This window comes from Allomuricauda sp. R78024, assembly GCF_044596045.1.
In the GTDB taxonomy this organism is placed as follows: Bacteria; Bacteroidota; Bacteroidia; order Flavobacteriales; family Flavobacteriaceae; genus Flagellimonas.
In genome coordinates this window covers 156947-178213 of the sequence record NZ_CP138995.1, presented here as the reverse complement: position 1 = coordinate 178213, position 21267 = coordinate 156947, and the positions used below count along the sequence as shown (strand labels likewise).

The 21267-nt window shown below is 39.1% G+C and carries 9 protein-coding genes and 1 tRNA gene; 4 read left to right on the top strand and 6 right to left on the bottom strand.

What is annotated here, in order from left to right; all coding sequences use genetic code 11:
- Positions 1-71 precede the first annotated feature (71 nt).
- The 3 genes from serS to SJY44_RS00695 are packed head-to-tail and all read right to left on the bottom strand — an operon-like array spanning position 72 to position 3643.
- Positions 72-1343 (bottom strand): serine--tRNA ligase, encoded by a 1272-nt coding sequence (gene serS / locus SJY44_RS00705; RefSeq protein WP_396590851.1) that lies wholly within the window; start codon positions 1341-1343, stop codon positions 72-74.
- Between the two features lie 52 nt (positions 1344-1395).
- Positions 1396-2712, bottom strand: a complete 1317-nt coding sequence (locus SJY44_RS00700; protein ID WP_396590850.1) for an HTTM domain-containing protein — start codon at positions 2710-2712, stop codon at positions 1396-1398.
- Position 2713: 1 nt separating this feature from the next.
- Positions 2714-3643, bottom strand: a complete 930-nt coding sequence (locus tag SJY44_RS00695) for a bifunctional riboflavin kinase/FAD synthetase (protein ID WP_396590849.1) — start codon at positions 3641-3643, stop codon at positions 2714-2716.
- A gap of 55 nt (positions 3644-3698) precedes the next feature.
- Between SJY44_RS00695 and SJY44_RS00690 the strand changes: the two genes are divergently transcribed.
- Both SJY44_RS00690 and SJY44_RS00685 read left to right on the top strand, forming a co-directional pair.
- Positions 3699-7475 carry a reprolysin-like metallopeptidase gene (locus tag SJY44_RS00690; protein ID WP_396590848.1) on the top strand — a complete coding sequence of 1259 codons (3777 nt, stop codon included), beginning with the start codon at positions 3699-3701 and terminating at the stop codon, positions 7473-7475.
- Positions 7472-8158 (top strand): hypothetical protein, encoded by a 687-nt coding sequence (locus SJY44_RS00685; protein WP_298922847.1) that lies wholly within the window; start codon positions 7472-7474, stop codon positions 8156-8158. The genes SJY44_RS00690 and SJY44_RS00685 overlap by 4 nt, the downstream gene beginning before the upstream one ends.
- 2 nt (positions 8159-8160) lie before the next feature.
- Here SJY44_RS00685 and pth read toward each other — a convergent pair whose 3' ends face one another.
- The 3 genes from pth to SJY44_RS00670 all read right to left on the bottom strand — a co-directional run bounded on the left by pth (position 8161) and on the right by SJY44_RS00670 (position 10489).
- A complete protein-coding gene (gene pth / locus SJY44_RS00680; RefSeq protein WP_396590847.1) occupies positions 8161-8790 on the bottom strand; it encodes an aminoacyl-tRNA hydrolase in 630 nt (209 codons plus the stop codon).
- A gap of 89 nt (positions 8791-8879) precedes the next feature.
- Positions 8880-9530, bottom strand: coding sequence for a 50S ribosomal protein L25/general stress protein Ctc (locus SJY44_RS00675; RefSeq protein WP_298922844.1), 651 nt, complete (start codon positions 9528-9530; stop codon positions 8880-8882).
- A gap of 17 nt (positions 9531-9547) precedes the next feature.
- Positions 9548-10489 carry a ribose-phosphate pyrophosphokinase gene (locus tag SJY44_RS00670; protein ID WP_298922843.1) on the bottom strand — a complete coding sequence of 314 codons (942 nt, stop codon included), beginning with the start codon at positions 10487-10489 and terminating at the stop codon, positions 9548-9550.
- 152 nt (positions 10490-10641) lie between these two features.
- Here SJY44_RS00670 and SJY44_RS00665 point away from each other — a divergent pair.
- Together SJY44_RS00665 and SJY44_RS00660 are read left to right on the top strand one after the other, a co-directional pair.
- Positions 10642-10722, top strand: a tRNA-Leu gene (locus SJY44_RS00665).
- A 402-nt stretch (positions 10723-11124) separates the two neighbouring features.
- Entirely contained in the window at positions 11125-21258 is a 10134-nt protein-coding gene (locus SJY44_RS00660; RefSeq protein WP_396590846.1) for a gliding motility-associated C-terminal domain-containing protein, read from the top strand.
- Positions 21259-21267: the final 9 nt, after the last annotated feature.

Here is a 21267-nt window from a genome sequence, read left to right as displayed (position 1 = left end):
TTTTATTTCAAATATAACGCAGAAAAACGCCGAAATCTGTTAAGTGATTCCAAATAAATAGGTTGACATTCCTAGTCAATAACATCAAACCCGCAATAAGGAACCAGAACTTCTGGGATTTTGATGCCATCCTCGGTTTGATAATTTTCTAGGATTCCCGCCAAAACTCTGGGCAATGCCAAAGAACTACCATTTAATGTGTGCGCCAATTGACTTTTTCCATTTTCGTCCTTAAAGCGAAGTTTTAATCGGTTGGCCTGAAATGTTTCAAAATTGGATACTGAGCTAATTTCTAGCCATCTGTCTTGGGCAGTTGAAAAAACTTCAAAATCAAAGGTTAGGGCAGAGGTGAAGCCTAAATCCCCACCACAAAGACGGAGGACCCGGTAAGGTAATTTCAATTCTCGCAGAATATTCTTAACATGTTCTACCATTTCATCCAAAGCTTGGTATGAAGTTGTAGGCTGCTCAATGCGAACTAACTCAACTTTATCAAATTGATGAAGTCTATTTAATCCTCTTACATGCGCACCATAACTTCCAGCTTCCCTTCTAAAGCAAGGTGTATATCCTGTGTATTTAATTGGAAAATTTTCTAGGGGAACTATATCGCCCCTATGCAAATTGGTAATAGGTACTTCAGCAGTTGGAATAAGGTATAGATTATCTATTTGAGCATGATACATTTGTCCTTCCTTATCAGGTAGTTGACCTGTGCCATAACCTGAAGCCTCATTGACCAAATGTGGTGGTTGTACTTCTAAGTAGCCTGCTTCTGTGTTCTTATCCAGGAAATATGAGATTAAGGCGCGTTGTAAGCGAGCTCCTTTACCCTTGTAAATTGGAAATCCTGCACCTGTGACTTTCACTCCCAATTCAAAATCGATGATGTCGTATTTTTTAGCTAACTCCCAATGTGGCAAAGCACCTTCAGAAAGCGTTGGAATGTCACCTTCGCGGAAAATCTCTTCATTATCCTCATCTGAATTTCCTGCGGGAACAGATTCATGGGGAATATTCGGTATCTGGTATAATTGTTCTTGTAAGGCGGTGCTTGTTGCATTTAAATCTTCTCCCAATTGTTTTGAAGCTTCTTTAAGACCGGCCGTTTGCTCTTTTATCGCATTGGCTTCTTGTGCTTTTCCTGATTTAAAAAGCATTCCAATTTCTTTAGAAAGTTTGTTGGATTCTGCCAAGGTACTATCCAGTTCGGTCTGGATGGAACGTCTTTTTTCATCCAAATCCAATATGGCGGATAAAATAGGCTCTGCATCAACATTTCTCTTTTTCAAAGCTTTGATGATACTCTCCTTGTTCTCTCTAATTATCTGTAATTGAAGCATGGACTTGTATTGAGCGGCAAATTTAAGTCAATCTAAGGAAGTTGACCAACAATTATTCTTTTTGTGATGGTCTTATCCATTCATTGTGCGAGAAATGTTTCCATGGTACACTTGCCAAGTCTACTTTCGGATCCACAAATTCAAGGTATTTACTTTTATTGACTCTAACTTTACTACTTGCAAAAACCTGAATTTTTTCACCTTTTTTTGCGTACTCTTTTTTTAAATGCTGGGCAAACTGCCAGATAAAGTCTGGGTAACAAGCTACCTTTCTTTTTTGTTTTTTGGTAAGATATTCATCTAAATTAATATGACTTCCCTTACCTGTTTCTTTGTTTAAAATTTTAAACGTAACAAGGCCAGTGCGGCTGCGCAACATCATACGCCAGCTTAATCTATGTCCTTCCTCGGTCCATAATACATCATCTTTAAAAGTGTGGTGTCTAAGTGGGAGTGCCAGTTGCACCAAAAAATAGAGACTTAAGGCACCGACTAACAATTTTGCGTTTTTTGGGTGATTTACCTCATTATCAATTGCTATGGTTTTCTCTTTTAAGAAAATGTTTCTAATGGTCTGTGGACTAAAAAAGAATACGGTGAAAGCCAACGATAAATAAGGAAAAATCCCAATCTGAAAAACTATACTATTGAATAAATGGAAGAATATGGAAAATGCAAAAGCAATCTTTCTAGTGGGTTTCCATAATAAGGCAGGAACAATCAATAAATCGAAAAGAATGCCAAAGACGGCCACTATTTTATGTACCCACTTTTGTTGTAGTAACTCTCCAATCAAGTAATAGTCCTCTTTGGATTTCATTAAGATTTCAATGATGCTAAAATCTAACCAATCTCCATATAGTTTGGCAATTGAAGCATACGTGTACACGATGAACAGTTGTAGAATGATAGTCCATCTAACCCAATTGTACATTGTACGGGAACGAAACTTTGGATTTAATTTGGCATCTAATGAAAAATCTCGGCTTGCAGGCAAAAATGCCATGATAAAAGCCAGCAACATTAATAGATAATAATGGTTGTTGTAAGATGTTTTCTGCATTAAATAGACCCCCGCCCACATAATAGCAAAAGCAAAGGCACTAAATCTATATTTATAGCCAAGGGCTATTAATAAGCCTAATGTTCCCATGATGACAAAATAGATATACATTCCGTTGCCTGGGAGAGGCTGTAACCATTCAAAACCAATAAAGGAAAAGGTGAATTTGGGCTCTATTAATGTTCTGCGTACCCAACCTGTTGCAATGGCGCCATAGCATTCGGCACTTACCAATAATCCATAAAAAACCCTGAAAATAATAAGCTGAGCGTTGTCTATTTTTTTAAAAAGAAATTGGTTCAACATTTTATTTGGTGATTAATGCCAGCGAATGGTTTTTGTCCTTTTTTAACTGTTCTTTCAGTTCCTGTACGGAATCAAATTTATGTTCATCTCTAATACGATGTAAAATTGCTACCTGCACTTTTTTGTCGTAAAGATTCCCTTCAAATTCAAAAAAGTTGATCTCTATGCTCTTTTCTTTTCCTGATACCGTTGGATTAAAGCCAATATTCATCATTCCATGATATTCTTTGTCATTCAAGATGCTCTTCACCACATATACCCCATTTTTTGGAATCAGTTTGTATTCTTCAGCTATATGTAGATTAGCCGTAGGAAAGCCAAATTGTTTACCAAGCCCCTTGCCCTTTTTAATGGTTCCGGTAAGCATGTAGGCATAATTTAAATATGTATTTGCGGTAGTAATATTGCCCTCTAACAGAGCATTTCTAATTTTCGTGGAACTTACAGAGACCTCATCTATTTCTTGTACGGGTATTTCTTCAACTTCAAAATCCAAAGCATTTCCAAAGGCAATTAAGTCTTGTATATTGGCATTACGATTTCTTCCAAACCGATGATCATATCCAATAATTATCTTTTTGGTTCTTAGATTATTTACAAGAATGTCTCTTACAAATTCGGTTGCGGAAAGCCTTGAAAAGTCTTTTGTAAAAGGGTGAACAATAAGATAATCCAATCCTAAAGAATCTAGAATCTGTATTTTCTCTTCCAAGGTGTTCAATAATTTAATGTCTGTGTCCTTTTGAAGTATCATCCTTGGATGAGGGAAAAAAGTAAGCACAGTAGACTTCAAACCAATATTCTTGGCATTATTTATGAGGCGTTCCAATATCTTGCGGTGACCAAGATGCACTCCATCAAAAGTGCCAATGGTAACAGCGGTTTGAAACGTAGTATTGGTAAACTGAGAAATGCCTTGGACTGTTTTCACTTAATCAAGAAAATAAAAAAGGCTTATTTTTGAATTTGACTTACGCCCCTTATGCATGAGAGCTAAATTACATCTTGTTTTTTCAATAACCATATTTTTTGCTTGCTTTTGCGCATTTGGGCAACAAGCATATTGGAAAACTATTCCCGCAAAATCCAATTTTAAAAGTGCATCGGTTAAGGATATGAGCAAGGCCAGTGCGGTTTTTTCTTTGGAGAAAACTCTTTTTTCAAAAACACTCAAATCCTTTTCCAATTCAAAAAATCAGAAAAATGTAATTTATCTTCCAGATCATAACGGGAATGTAGTAGCGTTCAATATAGAAGAGACTTCGGTTCTTCATCCAGATTTAGCAAAGAAATACCCAAACATAAAGTCGTTTTCCGGATATAGTTTAGATGGAAAATACAAAGTGAAGCTTAGTAGTTCGCACAAAGGACTTCAAAGTATGATTGTAAACAGAGAGAATCGGAAAACTGTATTTATGGAGCAGTTGTCCAATAAGAGCAATTCATATGTTGTTTATGAAAAAGGTGCGGGAGCTTCTGGAAAAGATGGCTTTATATGTGATACTGAAAAACTACAACAAAGTGTTGCTAAAACAATTACTCCACTAGTGGATGATCAACTTTTGCGAAAGTTTAGAATAGCGGTTTCCACAACCGGAGAGTATACAGATTTTCATGGAGGTACGGTTGCTGATGCTCTCGCTGCAATCAACGCAACACTAACAAGAATAAATGAAGTTTTTGAAACAGATTTAGGGGTGACCTTAGAGCTGATTCCTAATAATGATTTGGTCATATTTACAGATGCAGGTACAGATCCTTACAATGGCAACTTGAATGGAGAGGTGCAAAACACACTTACTACAACCATAGGAGAAGCTAATTATGATGTGGGGCATCTTTTTAATAAAGTGGAATTACCCTCACAAAATAATGGAAATGCAGGTTTTATAGGTGCTGTTTGTTCAGATAACAGGAAAGGAAGCGCATTTTCATCAGCTTCCATACCACAAGGGGATGTTTTTGACCTAGATTTTGTTTCCCATGAACTTGGCCATCAATTTGGAGCCAATCATACTTGGTCTTTTGAATCTGAAGGCACGGGTGTGCAAGCAGAACCTGCAAGTGGTACCACGATTATGGGTTATGCCGGAATTGTAAATGGAAACAATGTAGCTCCCAATGGGGATGATTACTATCATTACAACAGCATTGTTCAGATTTCAGATTATTTAGAAACGGTTTCTTGTGCGCAAACAACTCCGTTGACCAATGTACCACCTGTTCTAACACCGGTTGGAGATTTTGTTATACCAAAAAGCACTGCTTTTGTTCTTGAAGGAATTGCGACCGATAGTGATGCAGGAGATATTCTGACATATACATGGGAACAAATTGACAATGGTGTGGTTACAACGGGTACTTTTGGACCTGAAAATCCTAGTGGTGCCAATTTTAGATCTTTACCCCCAACTACAAATCCGGCACGATATTTTCCTAGATTATCCAGAGTTATCCAAGGAAATCTGACACAGACCAATCCCGCAACCAATGATGAATGGGAAACGGTTTCCAATATAGAGCGCAAAATGAGCTTTGCTTTTACTGTTAGAGACAATGCCGTTGGAGGGGGGCAAGTAGTTTCAGATTTGCTTGATGTACAAGTGGTTAATGCAGCAGGACCTTTTACGGTTACATCACAAGCTTCAAATGAAGTTTATGAAGGGGGTTCGATTCAACAGATAACATGGGATGTTGCCAACACCAATATTTTACCTATTGATGCCAAAACAGTGGATATTTTTCTTTCAATAGATGGAGGAAATAGTTTTCCCATTACTATAGCCGAAGACAAACTTAACGATGGAAGTGAAGAGGTGCTTATTCCAGGAAACGTTACTAATATGGCTCGGATAATGGTTAAAGCCAGTGATAATGTTTTTTTTGCTGTCAATTCTTCCAATTTCTCCATTCAAGAATCTCCTGTGGTCCTGAATTTCCAAGACTTGTCTTTTGAAGCCTGCCAACCAGACGATATAGTTATTCCTTTTACCTATCAAACCTTTGCAGGATTTAATGAAACTTCAACATTTTCGGCTAACGTACCTGTGGGCTTAACGGCCTCTTTTGTGCCTGCACAAGCAGATGCAAATGATACTCCTATTGTACTGACCATTTCTAATACCAATGGTGTTGCACCAGGTGTTTATCCTATTACTATTACATCCACTTCTGCATCAGAAACTAAAAATGTTCCGGTGTCTCTAGTGGTTAGAGATACTAATTTTGGGAATGTTGTTTTGGCTTCGCCTACAGATACCCAAGCAAATACTTCAATAAGGACTCAACTTACTTGGGAAGCCAATGCCTTATATTCAGAGTATGATATTGAAATTGCCACGGATATTGGTTTTACCGACATCGTAGAATCTGCTAACGTACCATTCAATTTTTATCAATCAACCAACTTGAATGGTCAGACAGAATACTTTTGGAGGGTACGTCCTAGTAATAATTGTGGCACAGGTAGTTTTGGAACGCCATTTAGCTTTACAACGATTCAAGTAAATTGTAAAAACTTGGAATTTAATAACCTACCATTGGAAATTTCGAATATTGATACACCTACGGTATCAACAACACTACAGTTTTTAGAAGACCTGCCCATATCGGATATTAATGCAAATCTTGAGCTTACACATACCTATTTGGAAGATCTTAGTATAAATCTTATCTCTCCTTTAGGTACGAGGGTTGCTCTAATTTCAGGTAGTTGTGGAGAACTTAATAATGTAAGTGCTGTTTTTGACGACGATGGTAGTGCTATTGTTTGCTCTGGAAACCCTGCTATTTCTGGGACGGTGAGACCCTTGGGTTCCTTATCCTCTTTACAGGGAGAATCTACCTTTGGGGAATGGACTTTGGAAATTCAAGATAGAGCTAATGGTGATGGAGGTTCGTTGGTGGCATTCTCGTTAGAAGTTTGTGCAGAAGGCGCTTTTAGACCAGATGCGGATGAAGATGGTGTTTTTGATGATGGTGATGATTTGTGTTTGGGCACTCCAAAAGGAGTTGAAGTTGATGCAAGCGGTTGCCCCGTTAATAGATTTGCTTCTGATAATTTTTTGTTGGAGATACAGAGTGAGGCTTGTAGAAACAATAATGACGGTTCGGTGTCTTTGACAGCTACCGATACCTCAATAACATATTCTGCTGTTTTGGATGGAGAAGGAAATACTTTGAATATGGATTTTTCAGAAACACATGTTTTTCAGAGTTTGGCAGCGGGCAACTATTCTTTATGCATTACTGGCACCAATGGCTCAATTACTTATCAAGAAACTTGTTTTGACATAGTAATTGTGGAACCAGAACTTTTAACTGCAGCAGCTATTGTTAATGCAGGAATGTTGGAACTTTCTTTGAATGGAGGCAGTCTTTATAATGTGGAACTAAATGGTTTAACAACACAAACAGAAAATTCCGAAATACAGTTAAGTTTAAAAACTGGCCGAAACACTTTGAAAGTATCAACGAACGTACCATGTCAAGGAACATATGAAGAATCATTTTTTATTTCGTCCAAACCCATTGTATATCCAAATCCAGTAGGAGCAAATACCAGAATTTTTCTAAATGGGATTGCAAGAGAAGTAATTAATATAAAAGTATTTTCCTCTGATGGACGACTGATAATGACTGATGTGAGAGATGTAAATGGGAACGAATTTGAAATGGATTTTTCATCATTGTCCACTGGAGCTTATTATATGAATATTCAAAGTTCAGAAATAAAAGAAGTGTTTAAATTGATTAAAGAATGAAGCAGTATTTTCTAAGTTTATTGGCACTTGTTTTACTCTCTTCTTGTGGAGGGAGCGACGACCCGCCACCATCTCCGGTTGGTGCAAATCTTGTTTTTCCTTTAGAAAACTCCGAGTGTACAACGGGAGTAAGTATCAATGAAACACAAAGCCAAGTTACTTTTGAATGGGAAGCTTCTAGCAATACAGATAGCTACACATTAAATGCGATAAATTTGGATACAAATGTGCCGCAAACAATTTCTACGGCGGCGACTTCTGCAAGTTTATCCATTGCCAAAGGAACACCTTATTCGTGGTCTGTTACTTCGCTTAATTCTGGATCTGATCAAGTGGCTGCCAGCGAAACATGGTTGTTTTACAATTCAGGTTCTCAGACAACGTACGCACCCTTTCCAGCGCAATTGGTAAGTCCAGTATCCGGTTCTACTGTGCAAAAAAGCATCGCTAACGAAATTGTATTATCATGGTCAGGAGCAGATGTTGACGATGATATAGATAATTTTGAAATTTTCTTTTCGGACCAAAATCCACCAACTGCTTCAGAAGGAAACACGGGTTCAACCGTAATGGAGTTTACTGTTAGTGTGGAATCCAATACCATTTACTATTGGAAAGTCATTACCACTGATTTGGAGGGCAATGCTTCAGATTCTGGAGTTTTTGAATTTAAAGTGTTCTAGCTCTATGTCCCATTAAATTGGTTCATGGTATTCTTGATGCCCGAAAACACAAATGAACGAATTAGATCAGAGGATTTATGTAGCCTTTCGGGAAGTTGTTTTACTTCATCGGCATTCCACTTCCCTAAAACATAATCAACTTGTTTTCCTTTTCCAAACTGAGACCCAACGCCAAACCTAAAGCGGTTGTACTGCGATGTCTGTAAGGTGTTTTGAATATCCTTTAGGCCATTGTGACCACCATCACTGCCTTTGGTCTTTAGACGGATCGTGCCAAAATCAAGATTGATGTCATCCGTTACAATCAATATATTTTCCAAGGAAATTTTTTCTTTTTCCATCCAGTACTTAACTGCTTTACCGCTCAAGTTCATGTAAGTGGATGGTTTTAAACACAAAATACTTCTTCCCTTATGTTTAAAATTGGCAATGGCACCCAGTTTAGCATTTTCAAATACAAAACCTTCCTGTTCAGATAGAAAATCCAAGACTTTAAAACCAATATTGTGACGGGTTTCTTGGTAGTCAGACCCAATGTTCCCTAGACCAACAATTAGGAATTTTTTCATGGTATCAGTTTCTTCCAATAAGAATTTTGGTGTGCTAAAAAGTGCTTTGAAAAATTGAAACATCTGCAGATTTCCATTTGTTCAAAAATACGAAAGCGCCCAAAACTTTTATCAAAGATAAAGCAAGGGCGCTTTTATAATTTATGCTAAAACTATTCAGTAGCTTCTGCTGCCGGTGCTTCTGTACCTTCTGCAGTACCCTCTGCTCCTTCTGCTCCTTCAATTTCTTCTTCCTCTTCTTCCTCATCATCAACAGATGTTCTAGAAGCTTTTACTTGTACCACTGCGGTACTGTCTGGATGAAGAATGGTGTAATCATCATTTAAAAGAGTTTCCACAGGAATGGTACCACCAATTTTTAACTTTGAAATATCAATAGTGATAAAATCCGGAAGTAAATCCGGTAGTGCCTTAATGGAAAGCTTTCTTTTTCTAAAAAGCAAACGTCCACCATTTAAAACACCAGGCGAGGTTCCTTCCAAACGTATAGGAATGTTCATGGTAACTGGCTTGTCACTGAATAATTGATAAAAATCTATGTGAAGAATTTTATCTGTTACAGGATGAAACTGGATATCCTGTAATACAGCTTTCAACTTTTGACCATCTTCCAACTCAATCACAGCTGTGTATGCGTTAGGAGTGTACACTAAATGTCTGAATGCTAGTTCATCAGCTGAAAAGTGTAATGGTTTATCCCCTCCGTACAGCACGCAAGGGACCTTTCCAGCATTACGTAAGGCTTTGGTAGATACCTTGCCCACGCTTTCTCTTTGAGATCCTTTGATAGTAATTGATTTCATTATATATTAAAATTGATTTACATTAAAAATTTTGATGATATCGAAGTATTGTGGTGAACCCTATGCATAACATCTGCAAAAAGATCTGCGCACCCCAATATCTTTATTTTTTTCTTGTTGTGTTCAACTGGGATAGAATCTGTGACAATCAGTTCTAACAGCTTTGATTTTTCTATTCTTTCGTATGCATTCCCAGACAGTAACCCGTGTGTAGTAATAGCACGTACACTTTTTGCTCCCCGCTCTATCATAAGATCAGCAGCTTTGGTCAATGTTCCAGCTGTATCTACCATGTCATCCACTAAAACGACGTTCTTGCCTTTTACTTCACCAATTAGTTCCATATGTGAAATTACGTTGGCTTTGGCACGCTGCTTATAGCAAATAACCACATCGCACTCTAACGCTTTAGAGTATGCGTATGCTCTTTTGGATCCTCCCATGTCTGGTGAGGCAATGCATAGATTATCTAAATTAAGTCCCTTTAAATAGGGTAAAAATAAGGTTGATGCAAAAAGGTGATCTACAGGTTTTTCGAAAAAACCTTGAATTTGATCAGCATGCAAATCCATGGTAATAATACGTGTGGCTCCTGCCGTTTCCAGCATTTTTGCAACTAATTTGGCCGCAATGGGAACCCTTGGTTTGTCTTTTCTATCTTGTCTTGCCCATCCAAAATAAGGCATTACTGCTGTAATATGTCTAGCAGAAGCCCTTTTGGCGGCATCTATCATTAACAACATTTCCATTAAATTTTCCGAACTGGGATTGGTAGAACCAATAATAAAAATGCGTGTTCCCCTGATGGACTCTTCAAATGAAGGTTGAAATTCTCCATCACTATATCTAGAAAAAAGAACCTTACCTAAGTCAGCGCCGTAGGAGGCTGCAATTTTCTCGCCAAGCACAGTACTTTGAGTGCAAGCGAAAATTTTAGGTTCTGGAACTTGGTATGACATTGCAATCTGTTGTTAGCTAGCTTTTTAAAATGCCTTTTTATAAAAGAGGTGCAAATTTATAAATTAATTCGGGTTGCTAAAGGATTAATGAAGGTATTTTTAGTGGGAAATGAAATTATTTTTTAGCTTTGCAGTCCTTTTGGAAAATTAATGCTCGAGTGGCGGAACTGGTAGACGCGCTGGATTCAAAATCCAGTTCCTTTGGAGTGTGGGTTCGATTCCCACCTCGAGTACAAAAAAAAACCTTGCAATCTTTGCAGGGTTTTTTGTTTTACAGAGCCCTCAGCAATACAAATTGGACCACCCAAAATAATCCAATTTTAACCACATTTTGGTCAAATATAAAACTTCAAATTTTTGCTTTAATAATTTTTTAGGAATCCTAATTCACAAAAACAACTTTTGAGACTAATTGCCTTGTAATCAATACGTTTTAAAACCTCAACTTCTCTTGTTTAGACGTAATTGTGGCTGGTGTTAAGTGTGAAATGTTAAGGATTGTATAAAGCTTTCATCGGTTATCCGACGTTTCACAACAAATGATCGTTGAAATACAACATATTTTCCCTTTAGTCGATGGTAGTAGATATGTTTGAATATTCTTACACATTAAGAACAACCTCATTTTTTTGACTATGAACATATCTCTAACCCACCAAAAAACTAGAAATTTTCTCTTATTTTTTGTGTTCTTGCTAGCTTCTTTTCAATTGAGTTATGCTCAGAACTGTTCTGTCAATGCTGGAATACCAGAAACTATATGCGAAAATGATGGAACATTTACCTTGTCCGGATCTTCTGCTGGTCTTGTTCAAAGTGGACCTACATGGTCTCAAGTTGGCGGACCATCCATAATCATTAACGACACATCAAATCTTAATACGGGCATAACCGGATTGGTAGGCGGAAATACGTATACTTTTAGATTAAGCGGTGTATGCACGGATGGAACTTCACTTTTTCAAGATGTAGATATCACGGTTGAACCAATCACAATTTCAAATGCGGGGAATGATATTGCATCTTGCCCCGACAGCTCAGGAACAATTACTACAAATGCCAATACACCACTTAATGTAGGGGAAACCGGACAGTGGAGTATTGTAGGCAATAACAATTCTGGTGTAATTATTAATTCGCCTACATCACCTACAACAAGTTTGACTTTACCGGAAAATAGGGCCGGAACGACCACTTTGCAGTGGACAATTACTGGAGCAGACTATGCACCCGGACAATTTTGCGAATCATCCTCTACTATAACTGTTACCAATTATGGAGGAGTATCTATTGTTAGTGCAGGTGGTGATCAAAATTTAGATAATTGTTATGCAGTTACGCAATCTACAACCTTAGGTGGAAGCTTTGGTGGTAATAATATAAACGGACAAGTAGGAACTTGGTCTTTTGTTAGTGGACCAAGCGCCCCAAGCTTTTCAGACGTTAACACAAATAATACTGGTGTTACAAACCTTATTGAAGGGGTTTATGTTTTCAGATGGTCTGTAAACGGACCTTGTGCTAATGGAGAGGATACTGTAACGATTACTGTAGACGAAGCTACCCAAGATATTTCAAACGCATCTATTCAAAATAATAACATACGTTTTTGTGATGCTAGTATTACAACGGTAACCTTAGCGGGCTCTCAACCTCAATTTACAGGAGAGACAGTAACATGGACACAGACTAACGGACCTGTAGCGGGTATCAATATATTAAACCCAAACTCAAGTACTACCCAGATTAGTGGTTTAGATGGGAGTAGCACGTATGAATTTACTTATACCATAGAAAATGCAGCTACCCTGTGTGATGATTCAGCAACAGCAACAATTCGATATTCAACCAATCCTATTTCCATAACGGCAAATCCAGCAGGAGGTGGTGCAGATATTGTTGCGGTTTGTGGTTCAACAAGTGTGGATATCCCTTTTTCAACTACTGGAAACGGAAGCAATACCTACAGCATAGTAAGCGGACCTAGCGGATCGGCACTTATAAACCCTAGTTCTTTTGCAAATACAGGCAGCACGCCGCTAAACATAGATTTTGATGTTGAAGGGACTTACACCATACTTTTTAGAAGGGCTGTAAGCGGAACTATTCAAACTGGTTGTGATGTTGCTACGGATGCTATTAATGTAACGGTGGCATTAACACCAACTGCCTCTAATGCAGGAACAGATCAAACTTTAGCATGTAATATAACAGATACAGATATAACCGGAAACGTTGTTGCCATAGGAAATTCATTATGGTCACAAATAAGTGGTCCAAATACCGCTACCATAGGAAGTCAATATGCAAGAACAACCAATGTTTCTAATTTAATAGCGGGAACATATGTTTTTCAATATGGAATATCTGGTGGTAATGCTTGTGCACCATCCGCTGAGGATACTGTAGAGATTGTAGTGTCATCCAATGTAGCGGTTGCCACAGCAGCTGGGACGGACCAAACCATTTGCTTTGGAGCTCCAACCCAATTAGATGGAAATGCTCCGCCAACTTCAAACTTGGTAGGAACATGGACGGTAGATACCGCTCCTGTTGGAGCAACTATTGTCTTTGAAGATGAAAATGACCCTAAAACCTTGGTATCTGGGTTAGATGATCCAAATGAAACCTATATTTTCTTGTGGACCATAGCAAATCCAAACGATATTACCTGTCCTACTCCAGGAACAGATACCGTTACGATTAATACAAGTGCAACGCAAGGACCTACTTTGGCAGATGCAGGACCAGACCAATGTTTGGGAATAGGATTTTCTGCTATAACATTAGCAGGAAATCAGCCAGCGGGTGATGAAACTGGAACATGGACATCGGTTCCTGCTCTAGGAATAACATTTGATGATGCAAACCAGTTTGACACGGATGCAACCGTAACTATAGAACAGAGTTATATACTTACTTGGACCATAGAGAAGACAGCTCCAGGTTGCCAAGCAACGACTGATGATGTTGAGATTACCATTGGGGCTAATGCCGTTGCAAATGCTGGGCTGGACCAAACAGAATGCCAATCCATATTTGTCATGGATGCTACAGGTTCTATAGGGAACAGCGGTATTTGGACGCAAATTTCTGGCCCTGGAGGATTCAGTTTTGATGACGATACCAGCCCTACAGCACAAATTACCTTTTCTTTTTCAGGACAATATATTTTTGAATGGACAGCCAATAATGGTTCTTGCTCCACAGATGCGGATCAGGTAGTTTTGAACGTGGGTATTCCACCTACAACAGCTGTGGTAACAACACCCACTGAAACAATTTGCTCTTCGACATCTATTACATTAGATGGTAATCCATTTGATAGCAATATTGAAACTGGTTATTGGACCTTGCTCTCTGGAGCACCCAATACACCTACGTTTTCAAATGTCAACGATCCAAACGCAATGATTACCGGAATGGTTTCAGGAACCTATGTTTTTCGTTGGACCATAGCGGGAGACAGCAATTGCCCAACCACTTTTGCAGATAAAACTGTGAATGTCTTTGTTCCTGCGGATGCTGGACCAGACTTGGACTTTTGTCAAGTTGAAAATTTCTTACTTGAAGCCACTTTCGGATCTACGGGTACATGGGTTCAAACATTTGGACCAGGGGTTGGTGTTATTCCGGGCACACCTGCAACCATTTCACAAAATCCTTCTGACAGTAATGTTGCAGAAGTAAGTAATATTGAATTAGGAAGGGTTTACAGGTTTGAGTTTACAACAAACTATCCAGGATCTACAGGTTGTGGAAATACATCAGATGAAGTACAGGTAGAATCAAGTGCACTGCCTACAATATTACCAGATGCTGGTCCTGATCAATTACTGTGTAGGGGTGATTTGGTCGTAGCAAATCAAACTACATTGGCAGGGAATATACCTCCAGATGATGTAGATATTGCGCGATGGAGCTTTTTAGAACAACCCGCTGGTAGTGTAGCTGTTATCACAAATGATCAAAATGAAAACTCTACGATTACCGGACTTAGCGTAGCAGGAACCTATATTTTAGAGTGGAACTTTCAATCAGGAAACTGCTTCAATACTGCGGATACAATCAGAATAGAAGTTTTCGACATTCCGGTGGCCGACGCAGGCCCTGATCAGAACAATGCCTGTGAACTAGATGCACAATTAGCCGCTAATACTCCATCAGGCGCTGCTGGAGGTACATGGACACTTACTGGTACTCCTGTAGGCGAAACGTTGACAATTGATGACCCTAACTCTCCGACTTCAACCATATCGAATGTAACCGCACTGGGAACATATGAGTTAACATGGACAGTAGGATATGAAAATGTTATTTTCCCTGGCCCTCCCTCACCTTCAGCCTGTGAACCTGTTTCAGACATAATGGAAATAATATTTGCTGCAACCCCTCCTTCCAATGCTGAGGCTGGACCCAATCAAGAACTTTGTGCTGCAACCCAAACAAATATGACGGCTACGGCTCTTATAGTCGGCACAGGAACTTGGACCCAAACTGCTGGACCTGGATTTGGAGGCGCTCCAGGAACACTTGCAAACATTACAACACCGAATAGCGAAACCACGTTGATTGATACTTTAGAGCCGGGCACTTACGAATTTACATGGACTGTTGTTAACGGAGGGTGTTCATTTACGGATACAATGGAAGTGGTCATTTATGCAGATCCTATTAGCACAAATGCAGGTATAGACCAATCATTAAATCAATTTTCTACCGTCACTTTGGCTGCAGATGCAGCAATAGCTGGAATAGGGACATGGACTCAAGTTTCTGGACCAACCACAGTAGGTTTTGTCAATGAAAATGATTCTAATACCGAAGTCTTTGGCGCAAATTCAGGCATCTATGTTTTTGAATGGACAGTTTCTAATGGAATATGTACTCCAGTATCAGATACTGTTGAAGTCTCTTTAATAGGGGTGGATTTGGAACTTACAAAATCAGTTTTACCTGTATCAGCCAATCCGGGAGATACAGTAACGTTTACTTTAGATGTATTCAACAATGATGCTTCCAGCGCATCAGATGCCACAGGTGTAAGCGTACGAGATGTTATTCCTTCAGGATACACCCTGGTGCCAGGAACAGTGAGTAATGGCGGAGTTTATAATATTGGGGATTTATCGATTACATGGTCGAATCTTTCTGTTTTGAATGGGGCTACAACAAGTTTAACTTTTGATGTAACTGTTAATGCTTCCGGAGATTATGTAAATACTGCTGAGATTACTGCCAATGATACTTTTGATATTGATTCAACCGTAAACAATGGTCTGGCTGGTGAAGATGACCAAGATACTGCAGGAGTAACAATAACTTCTGCTGACTTAAGTCTCTCCAAAGATATTAGCGCATCGTCAAGTTTAACACCAAATATTGGGGATACAGTAGTTTTCGAATTAACAATTACGAATGCTGGTCCAGATACCGCAACAAATATTACCCTTGAAGATATAGTGCCTTCTGGTTTTACAATAGTGACCATTAACAATGGAGGTAGTGAATCTGGAGGAACCATAAGTTGGAATATAGCGTCATTGGTAGTAGGAACGACTACCGTATCTTATGATATTACCGTAAATGCACCTACAGGCGCTTCAAATGAATATGTAAATACCGCTGAAATTACTGCCGTGGACCAATTTGATCCAAATAGTGCACCCGGCAATGATGATGGAAATCAAAGTGAAGACGATGAAGATTCTGTGTCTTTGACTGTTTTGGAAGAAGCAGATCTAAGTATCGCTAAAAATATAATAGTTGGATCTACAACCCCAAACATAGGTGATACGCTAACTTTTGAGCTTGTTATATCCAATTCTGGTCCAAATAATGCAACGGGTGTTTCTGTTGAAGATGTGTTACCTGCTGGTTTTACCCTAACCGCGGTAAACAGTGGAGGTTCACTAGCTGGCAATACAGCTAGTTGGTCTGGATTGTTTATTCCTTCAGGTGGAACTACTGCACTAACCTATCAGGCAACGGTGAACACACCAACAGGTACTCCGGGAGAGTATACCAATAGCGCACAAATAACGGCAAGTGACCAGATTGATCCAGATAGTGACCCAACCGTGGGTCCTGCAGTGGATGATTTAGGTGATACCATTGCCGATGATGATGAGACGAGTTTGACCATAACACCACAAGTTGCAAACCTTTCAGTAGATAAATCAGTAAGTGATACAACTCCAGATATTGGGGATACAATAACATTTACAGTTCAAGTTGACAATGCTGGACCTAGCATTGCAACTAATGTATCGATTGAAGATCAAGTTCCTTCGGGTTACACCATTGTTGGTGGTTCCGTTTCTAATGGAGGAATATTTAATTTAGGAGGATCAGAGGTTATTTGGACATTGGCCAATATACCTTTGACCGGTGTGACCCTTACCTATCAAGCAGAGGTAAACCCATCTACCGGAACACTGGGAGAATATGAAAATATAGTTGAACTTACAGCTGTGGACCAATTTGATCCAAACAGTGCGCCTAACAATGATGATGGAGATCAAGATGAGGATGATGAAGATGCGCAAACAGTTGTACCAACTGCTGCGGATTTAAGTTTGGTAAAAGATATAAGCGCTGCTTCTAGTGCCACACCAAATGTTGGAGATACGGTAATTTTTGAATTAACGATTACCAATGCAGGTACAGATACTGCTACAAATATTGTTATGGAAGATATTGTTCCTCCTGGTTATACCTTGGGTACAATTAATAATGGAGGATCTGCGATTGCAGGTACTTTCTTAACATGGAATATTGCTTCATTGGCAGTAGGCTCAACAACTGTTTCATATGAAGTAACAGTAAATGCACCTACAGGAAGTACAGATGAATATTTAAATACTGCTGAAATAGCTGCTGTAGATCAATTTGATCCGGATAGTGACCCAGGAAATGATGATGGTGACCAAGATGAGGATGACGAGGACTTTTTTGTGGTAACACCGCAAGTAGTTGATTTAGAATTGGAGCTATTGGCCAGCAACACCACACCAGATGTTGGAGATGTAGTCACCTTTACGGTCAATTTGAGCAATTTGGGAGATGTAAGTGCTTCTGGAGTTTCAATTGAAAACCTAGTACCTCCAGGATATGGAAGTATAACAGGAATAAGTAATGGAGGAACCTTTAGTTTTGGAACAATAACATGGACAGGACTCAATGTTCCTTTGGGCACAAATTCAACAGTGCTGACATTTAATGCTATTGTACAAACACCAACTGGAGCATTAGGAGAGTTTACCCATATTGCTGAAGTAACGGCAAGTAACCAGTTTGATGTCGACAGTACACCAAATAATGATACAGGAAACCAAAGCGAAGATGACGAGGATGCTGTTACTGCAGCACCAGTGCAGGCTGACCTTTCCTTAACAAAAATTGTAGTTGACAATGACCTTACCCCTAATGTAGGAGATGAAATAAGTTTTGAGATAACTGTTTCAAATTTCGGACCTGCAGATGCTACCAATGTAGTTGTAACAGATCAATTGCCTACTGGTTTTGATTATGTTTTATACAGCGCGACGGCGGGGATTTATAATGACACAACAGGAGAGTGGCAAGTGGGAACAGTGGCTGGTGGAACATCGGAAACTATCATTATTGATGTTTTAGTAAATGCTACAGGAAACTATACCAATACTGCTCAGATAACAGCTTCAGATGCTTTTGATATTGATTCTACCCCAAGTAATGGAGTTTCAGCAGAAGATGATCAAGACGAGGTGATAATCAATCCACAAGCATTAGTGGACATTTCCTTAACCAAGGATGTGGATAATGCCAATCCTGATGTAAATACCAATGTGGTGTTTACTTTAACGATTGCCAATGCAGGACCTAGTGATGCCACGTCTGTTGAAGTAACCGATTTACTTCCATCAGGATTTACGTATGTTTCTGATAATGGTGGAGGAGATTATACTAGCGGTACTGGTGTTTGGGATGTAGGAGCTTTGACAAGTGGAGCTACAGAAACCTTGAATATTACAGCAACCGTTAATGTTACAGGTAATTATACCAATATTGCAGAAGTAACTGCACATGACCAACCAGACAATGATTCTACACCAAATAATGGGGTGGCTGGAGAAGATGACCAAGATGATGCCGTAGTGAATGCCAGACCTTTGGTTGATATTTCGGTAACAAAAACAGCAGATGATTTAACACCGAATGTTGGTGATCAAATAGTGTTTACAGTTTCGGTATTAAATGATGGTCCAAATGATGCTACCAATGTTGTGGTAACAGATTTCTTGGAATCTGGATATGAATTTGTGAGTGCTGTCCCATCAAACGGAGTTTACGAGCCTTTAAATGGATCATGGACAATAGGCAATTTGGCCAATGGAGCCTCAGAAACTATTGTTATTACAGCTAATGTACTTCCCAATGGAGACTATACCAATATTGCCGAATTAACAGATTTGACAGAAACGGATATTGATTCCGAGCCTGCAAACAACGATGATACAGAAGATGACCAACAGACCATAGAACCGGTTCCAGTATTGGTTTCGGATTTGGTTCTGCGCAAATCTGTGGATATCCTAAGCCCATTAGTAGGGGAAGAGGTTATCTTTAATATCAGCATTACCAACAATGGACCTAGTGATGTTACTGGGGTTGAAGTTTTAGATTTATTACCAACCGGGTACACGTATGTATCCAACAATAGAACTGCAGGGGTTTATGTTCCTGCAACAGGTATTTGGGAATTGAATGGTATTATTCCAAATGGAACTACGGAGACAATGAATATTGTAGCGACTGTAAATCCATCTGGAGATTACTTTAATGTTACTGAAGTTTTCTCTTCTAGTAATTTGGATCCCAACTCCATACCTAACAATAACAACATATTTGAAAACGATCAAGATAGTGCAGGGACTACGCCTATTCCATCAGCAGATTTAGCATTGGACAAGTCTGTGGACAATGAGTTTCCTGATGTTGGTTCAAACGTAACCTTTTCGGTGACCTTAACCAACGAAGGGCCTAGTGATGCAACAGGTGTTGTAGTTTCTGATGTACTGCCATCTGGATACACCTATATTTCTGATGATTCTGGAGGAGCATATAGTTCAGCTAGCGGACTATGGAACGTTGGTTCAGTTACTGGCGGAAACAATGTGGTTTTAAACGTAACAGCTCAAGTAAATGCTACCGGAAACTATGTGAATAGTGCCGAAGTAATTACATCAATACAATTAGACCCTGATTCTACTCCAGGGAATAATGTTCTTACAGAAGATGATCAAGATGAACAATCCACCACACCGAGAGCAGTAACAGATATTTCAGTTACTAAAACTGCGGATAACCTCAGTCCATTAGTAGGAGACCAAATAGTGTTTACTGTAACAGTGAATAACGCAGGTCCTAATGATGCTTCAGGCTTGGTTATTGAAGATGCTTTGGCATCTGGTTATAGTTTTGTGTCCGCAACAACATCTTCAGGTATCTATGATGGAATAACAGGGGGATGGGCATTGTCCAGTATTGCAAATGGAGCTTCAGAAACACTACAGATTACTGCTTTGGTTTTATCAAGCGGAGATTATAGAAATACAGCAGAGCTTATTGCTTTGGACACTTTTGACCCTGATTCAACTCCAGATAATAAACTAAATTCTGAAGATGATCAAGATACGGTTGTTCCAGTTCCTGATGGACTTGCAGATTTATCATTGACCAAAACTGTGGACAATCCAACGCCAAATGTTGGTGATGTGGTTGAGTTCACCTTAAATGTCAACAATAATGGATCAAGTGATGCAACAGGTGTCGTGATTACGGATTTGTTGCCGCCTGGTTATACATACCAATCTCATATTACTACTGCCGGAATCTATGATTCCAATATAGGAATATGGAATATCAATGGGACTATTTTAAATCAAAGTACAGAAACATTGGTTGTGCTAGCTACGGTAAATACACCAACAGGAATTACTGATGAATACTTGAATGTTGCGATGATATCTGCAAGTGATCTAGCAGATCCAGATAGTAACCCAAATCAGGGGATTGACGTAGATGACCTTTCAGATGGATTTGACGATGATGATGAGGCTATTGCATTTGTAACTCCACAAACCACAGATATTGCTGTTACCAAAACAGTGGACAATAACTCCCCTAACATTGGCGATCAGGTTGTGTTCACAATTACTGTTGCCAATCAAGGTAGCGTAGCTGCAACCAATATAGGTATTGAAGAGCAATTGCCTTCAGGATTTAGATTGATTACTACACAGGCTTCTGTAGGTGTTTACGATGAAATCTCAGGTTTTTGGGAAATAGAGGATCTGGATGCCTTGGGAACAGCTAACCTGCAACTTACAGTTGAGGTCTTGGATATCAATGATTATGTGAACACTGCAAGTTTGGCCTTTGTTGACCAGTTGGATGTGAACACTGCGAATGATTCTGATCAAGCAGCTGTTGAACCTTCATGCTTAACTATTTATAACGAGTTTTCACCAAATGGAGATGGTGTGAATGAGTTCTTTAAAATTGATTGTATTTCTAGATACCCTAACAATATGCTACAGGTGTATAACCGATGGGGCAACATTGTATATGAACAGCGCTCCTACAACAATGATTGGGACGGGACCTCCATTGGTCGTGCCACAGTGCAGAAAGGAGATTTATTACCAGTAGGCACCTACTATTATGTGCTGGACCTTGGAGACGGCTCTGAGCCACGAACGGATTGGTTATACATAAATCGATAGTAAAGATGG

Excerpts from the sequence above, each read along its gene's own strand:
- serS (WP_396590851.1), bottom strand. The coding sequence starts at position 1,343 with ATGCTTCAATTACAGATAATTAGAGAGAACAAGGAGAGTATCATCAAA.
- SJY44_RS00700 (WP_396590850.1), bottom strand. The coding sequence starts at position 2,712 with ATGTTGAACCAATTTCTTTTTAAAAAAATAGACAACGCTCAGCTTATT.
- SJY44_RS00690 (WP_396590848.1), top strand. The coding sequence starts at position 3,699 with ATGAGAGCTAAATTACATCTTGTTTTTTCAATAACCATATTTTTTGCT.
- SJY44_RS00685 (WP_298922847.1), top strand. The coding sequence starts at position 7,472 with ATGAAGCAGTATTTTCTAAGTTTATTGGCACTTGTTTTACTCTCTTCT.
- pth (WP_396590847.1), bottom strand. The coding sequence starts at position 8,790 with ATGTTTCAATTTTTCAAAGCACTTTTTAGCACACCAAAATTCTTATTG.
- SJY44_RS00675 (WP_298922844.1), bottom strand. The coding sequence starts at position 9,530 with ATGAAATCAATTACTATCAAAGGATCTCAAAGAGAAAGCGTGGGCAAG.
- SJY44_RS00670 (WP_298922843.1), bottom strand. The coding sequence starts at position 10,489 with ATGTCATACCAAGTTCCAGAACCTAAAATTTTCGCTTGCACTCAAAGT.
- SJY44_RS00660 (WP_396590846.1), top strand. The coding sequence starts at position 11,125 with ATGAACATATCTCTAACCCACCAAAAAACTAGAAATTTTCTCTTATTT.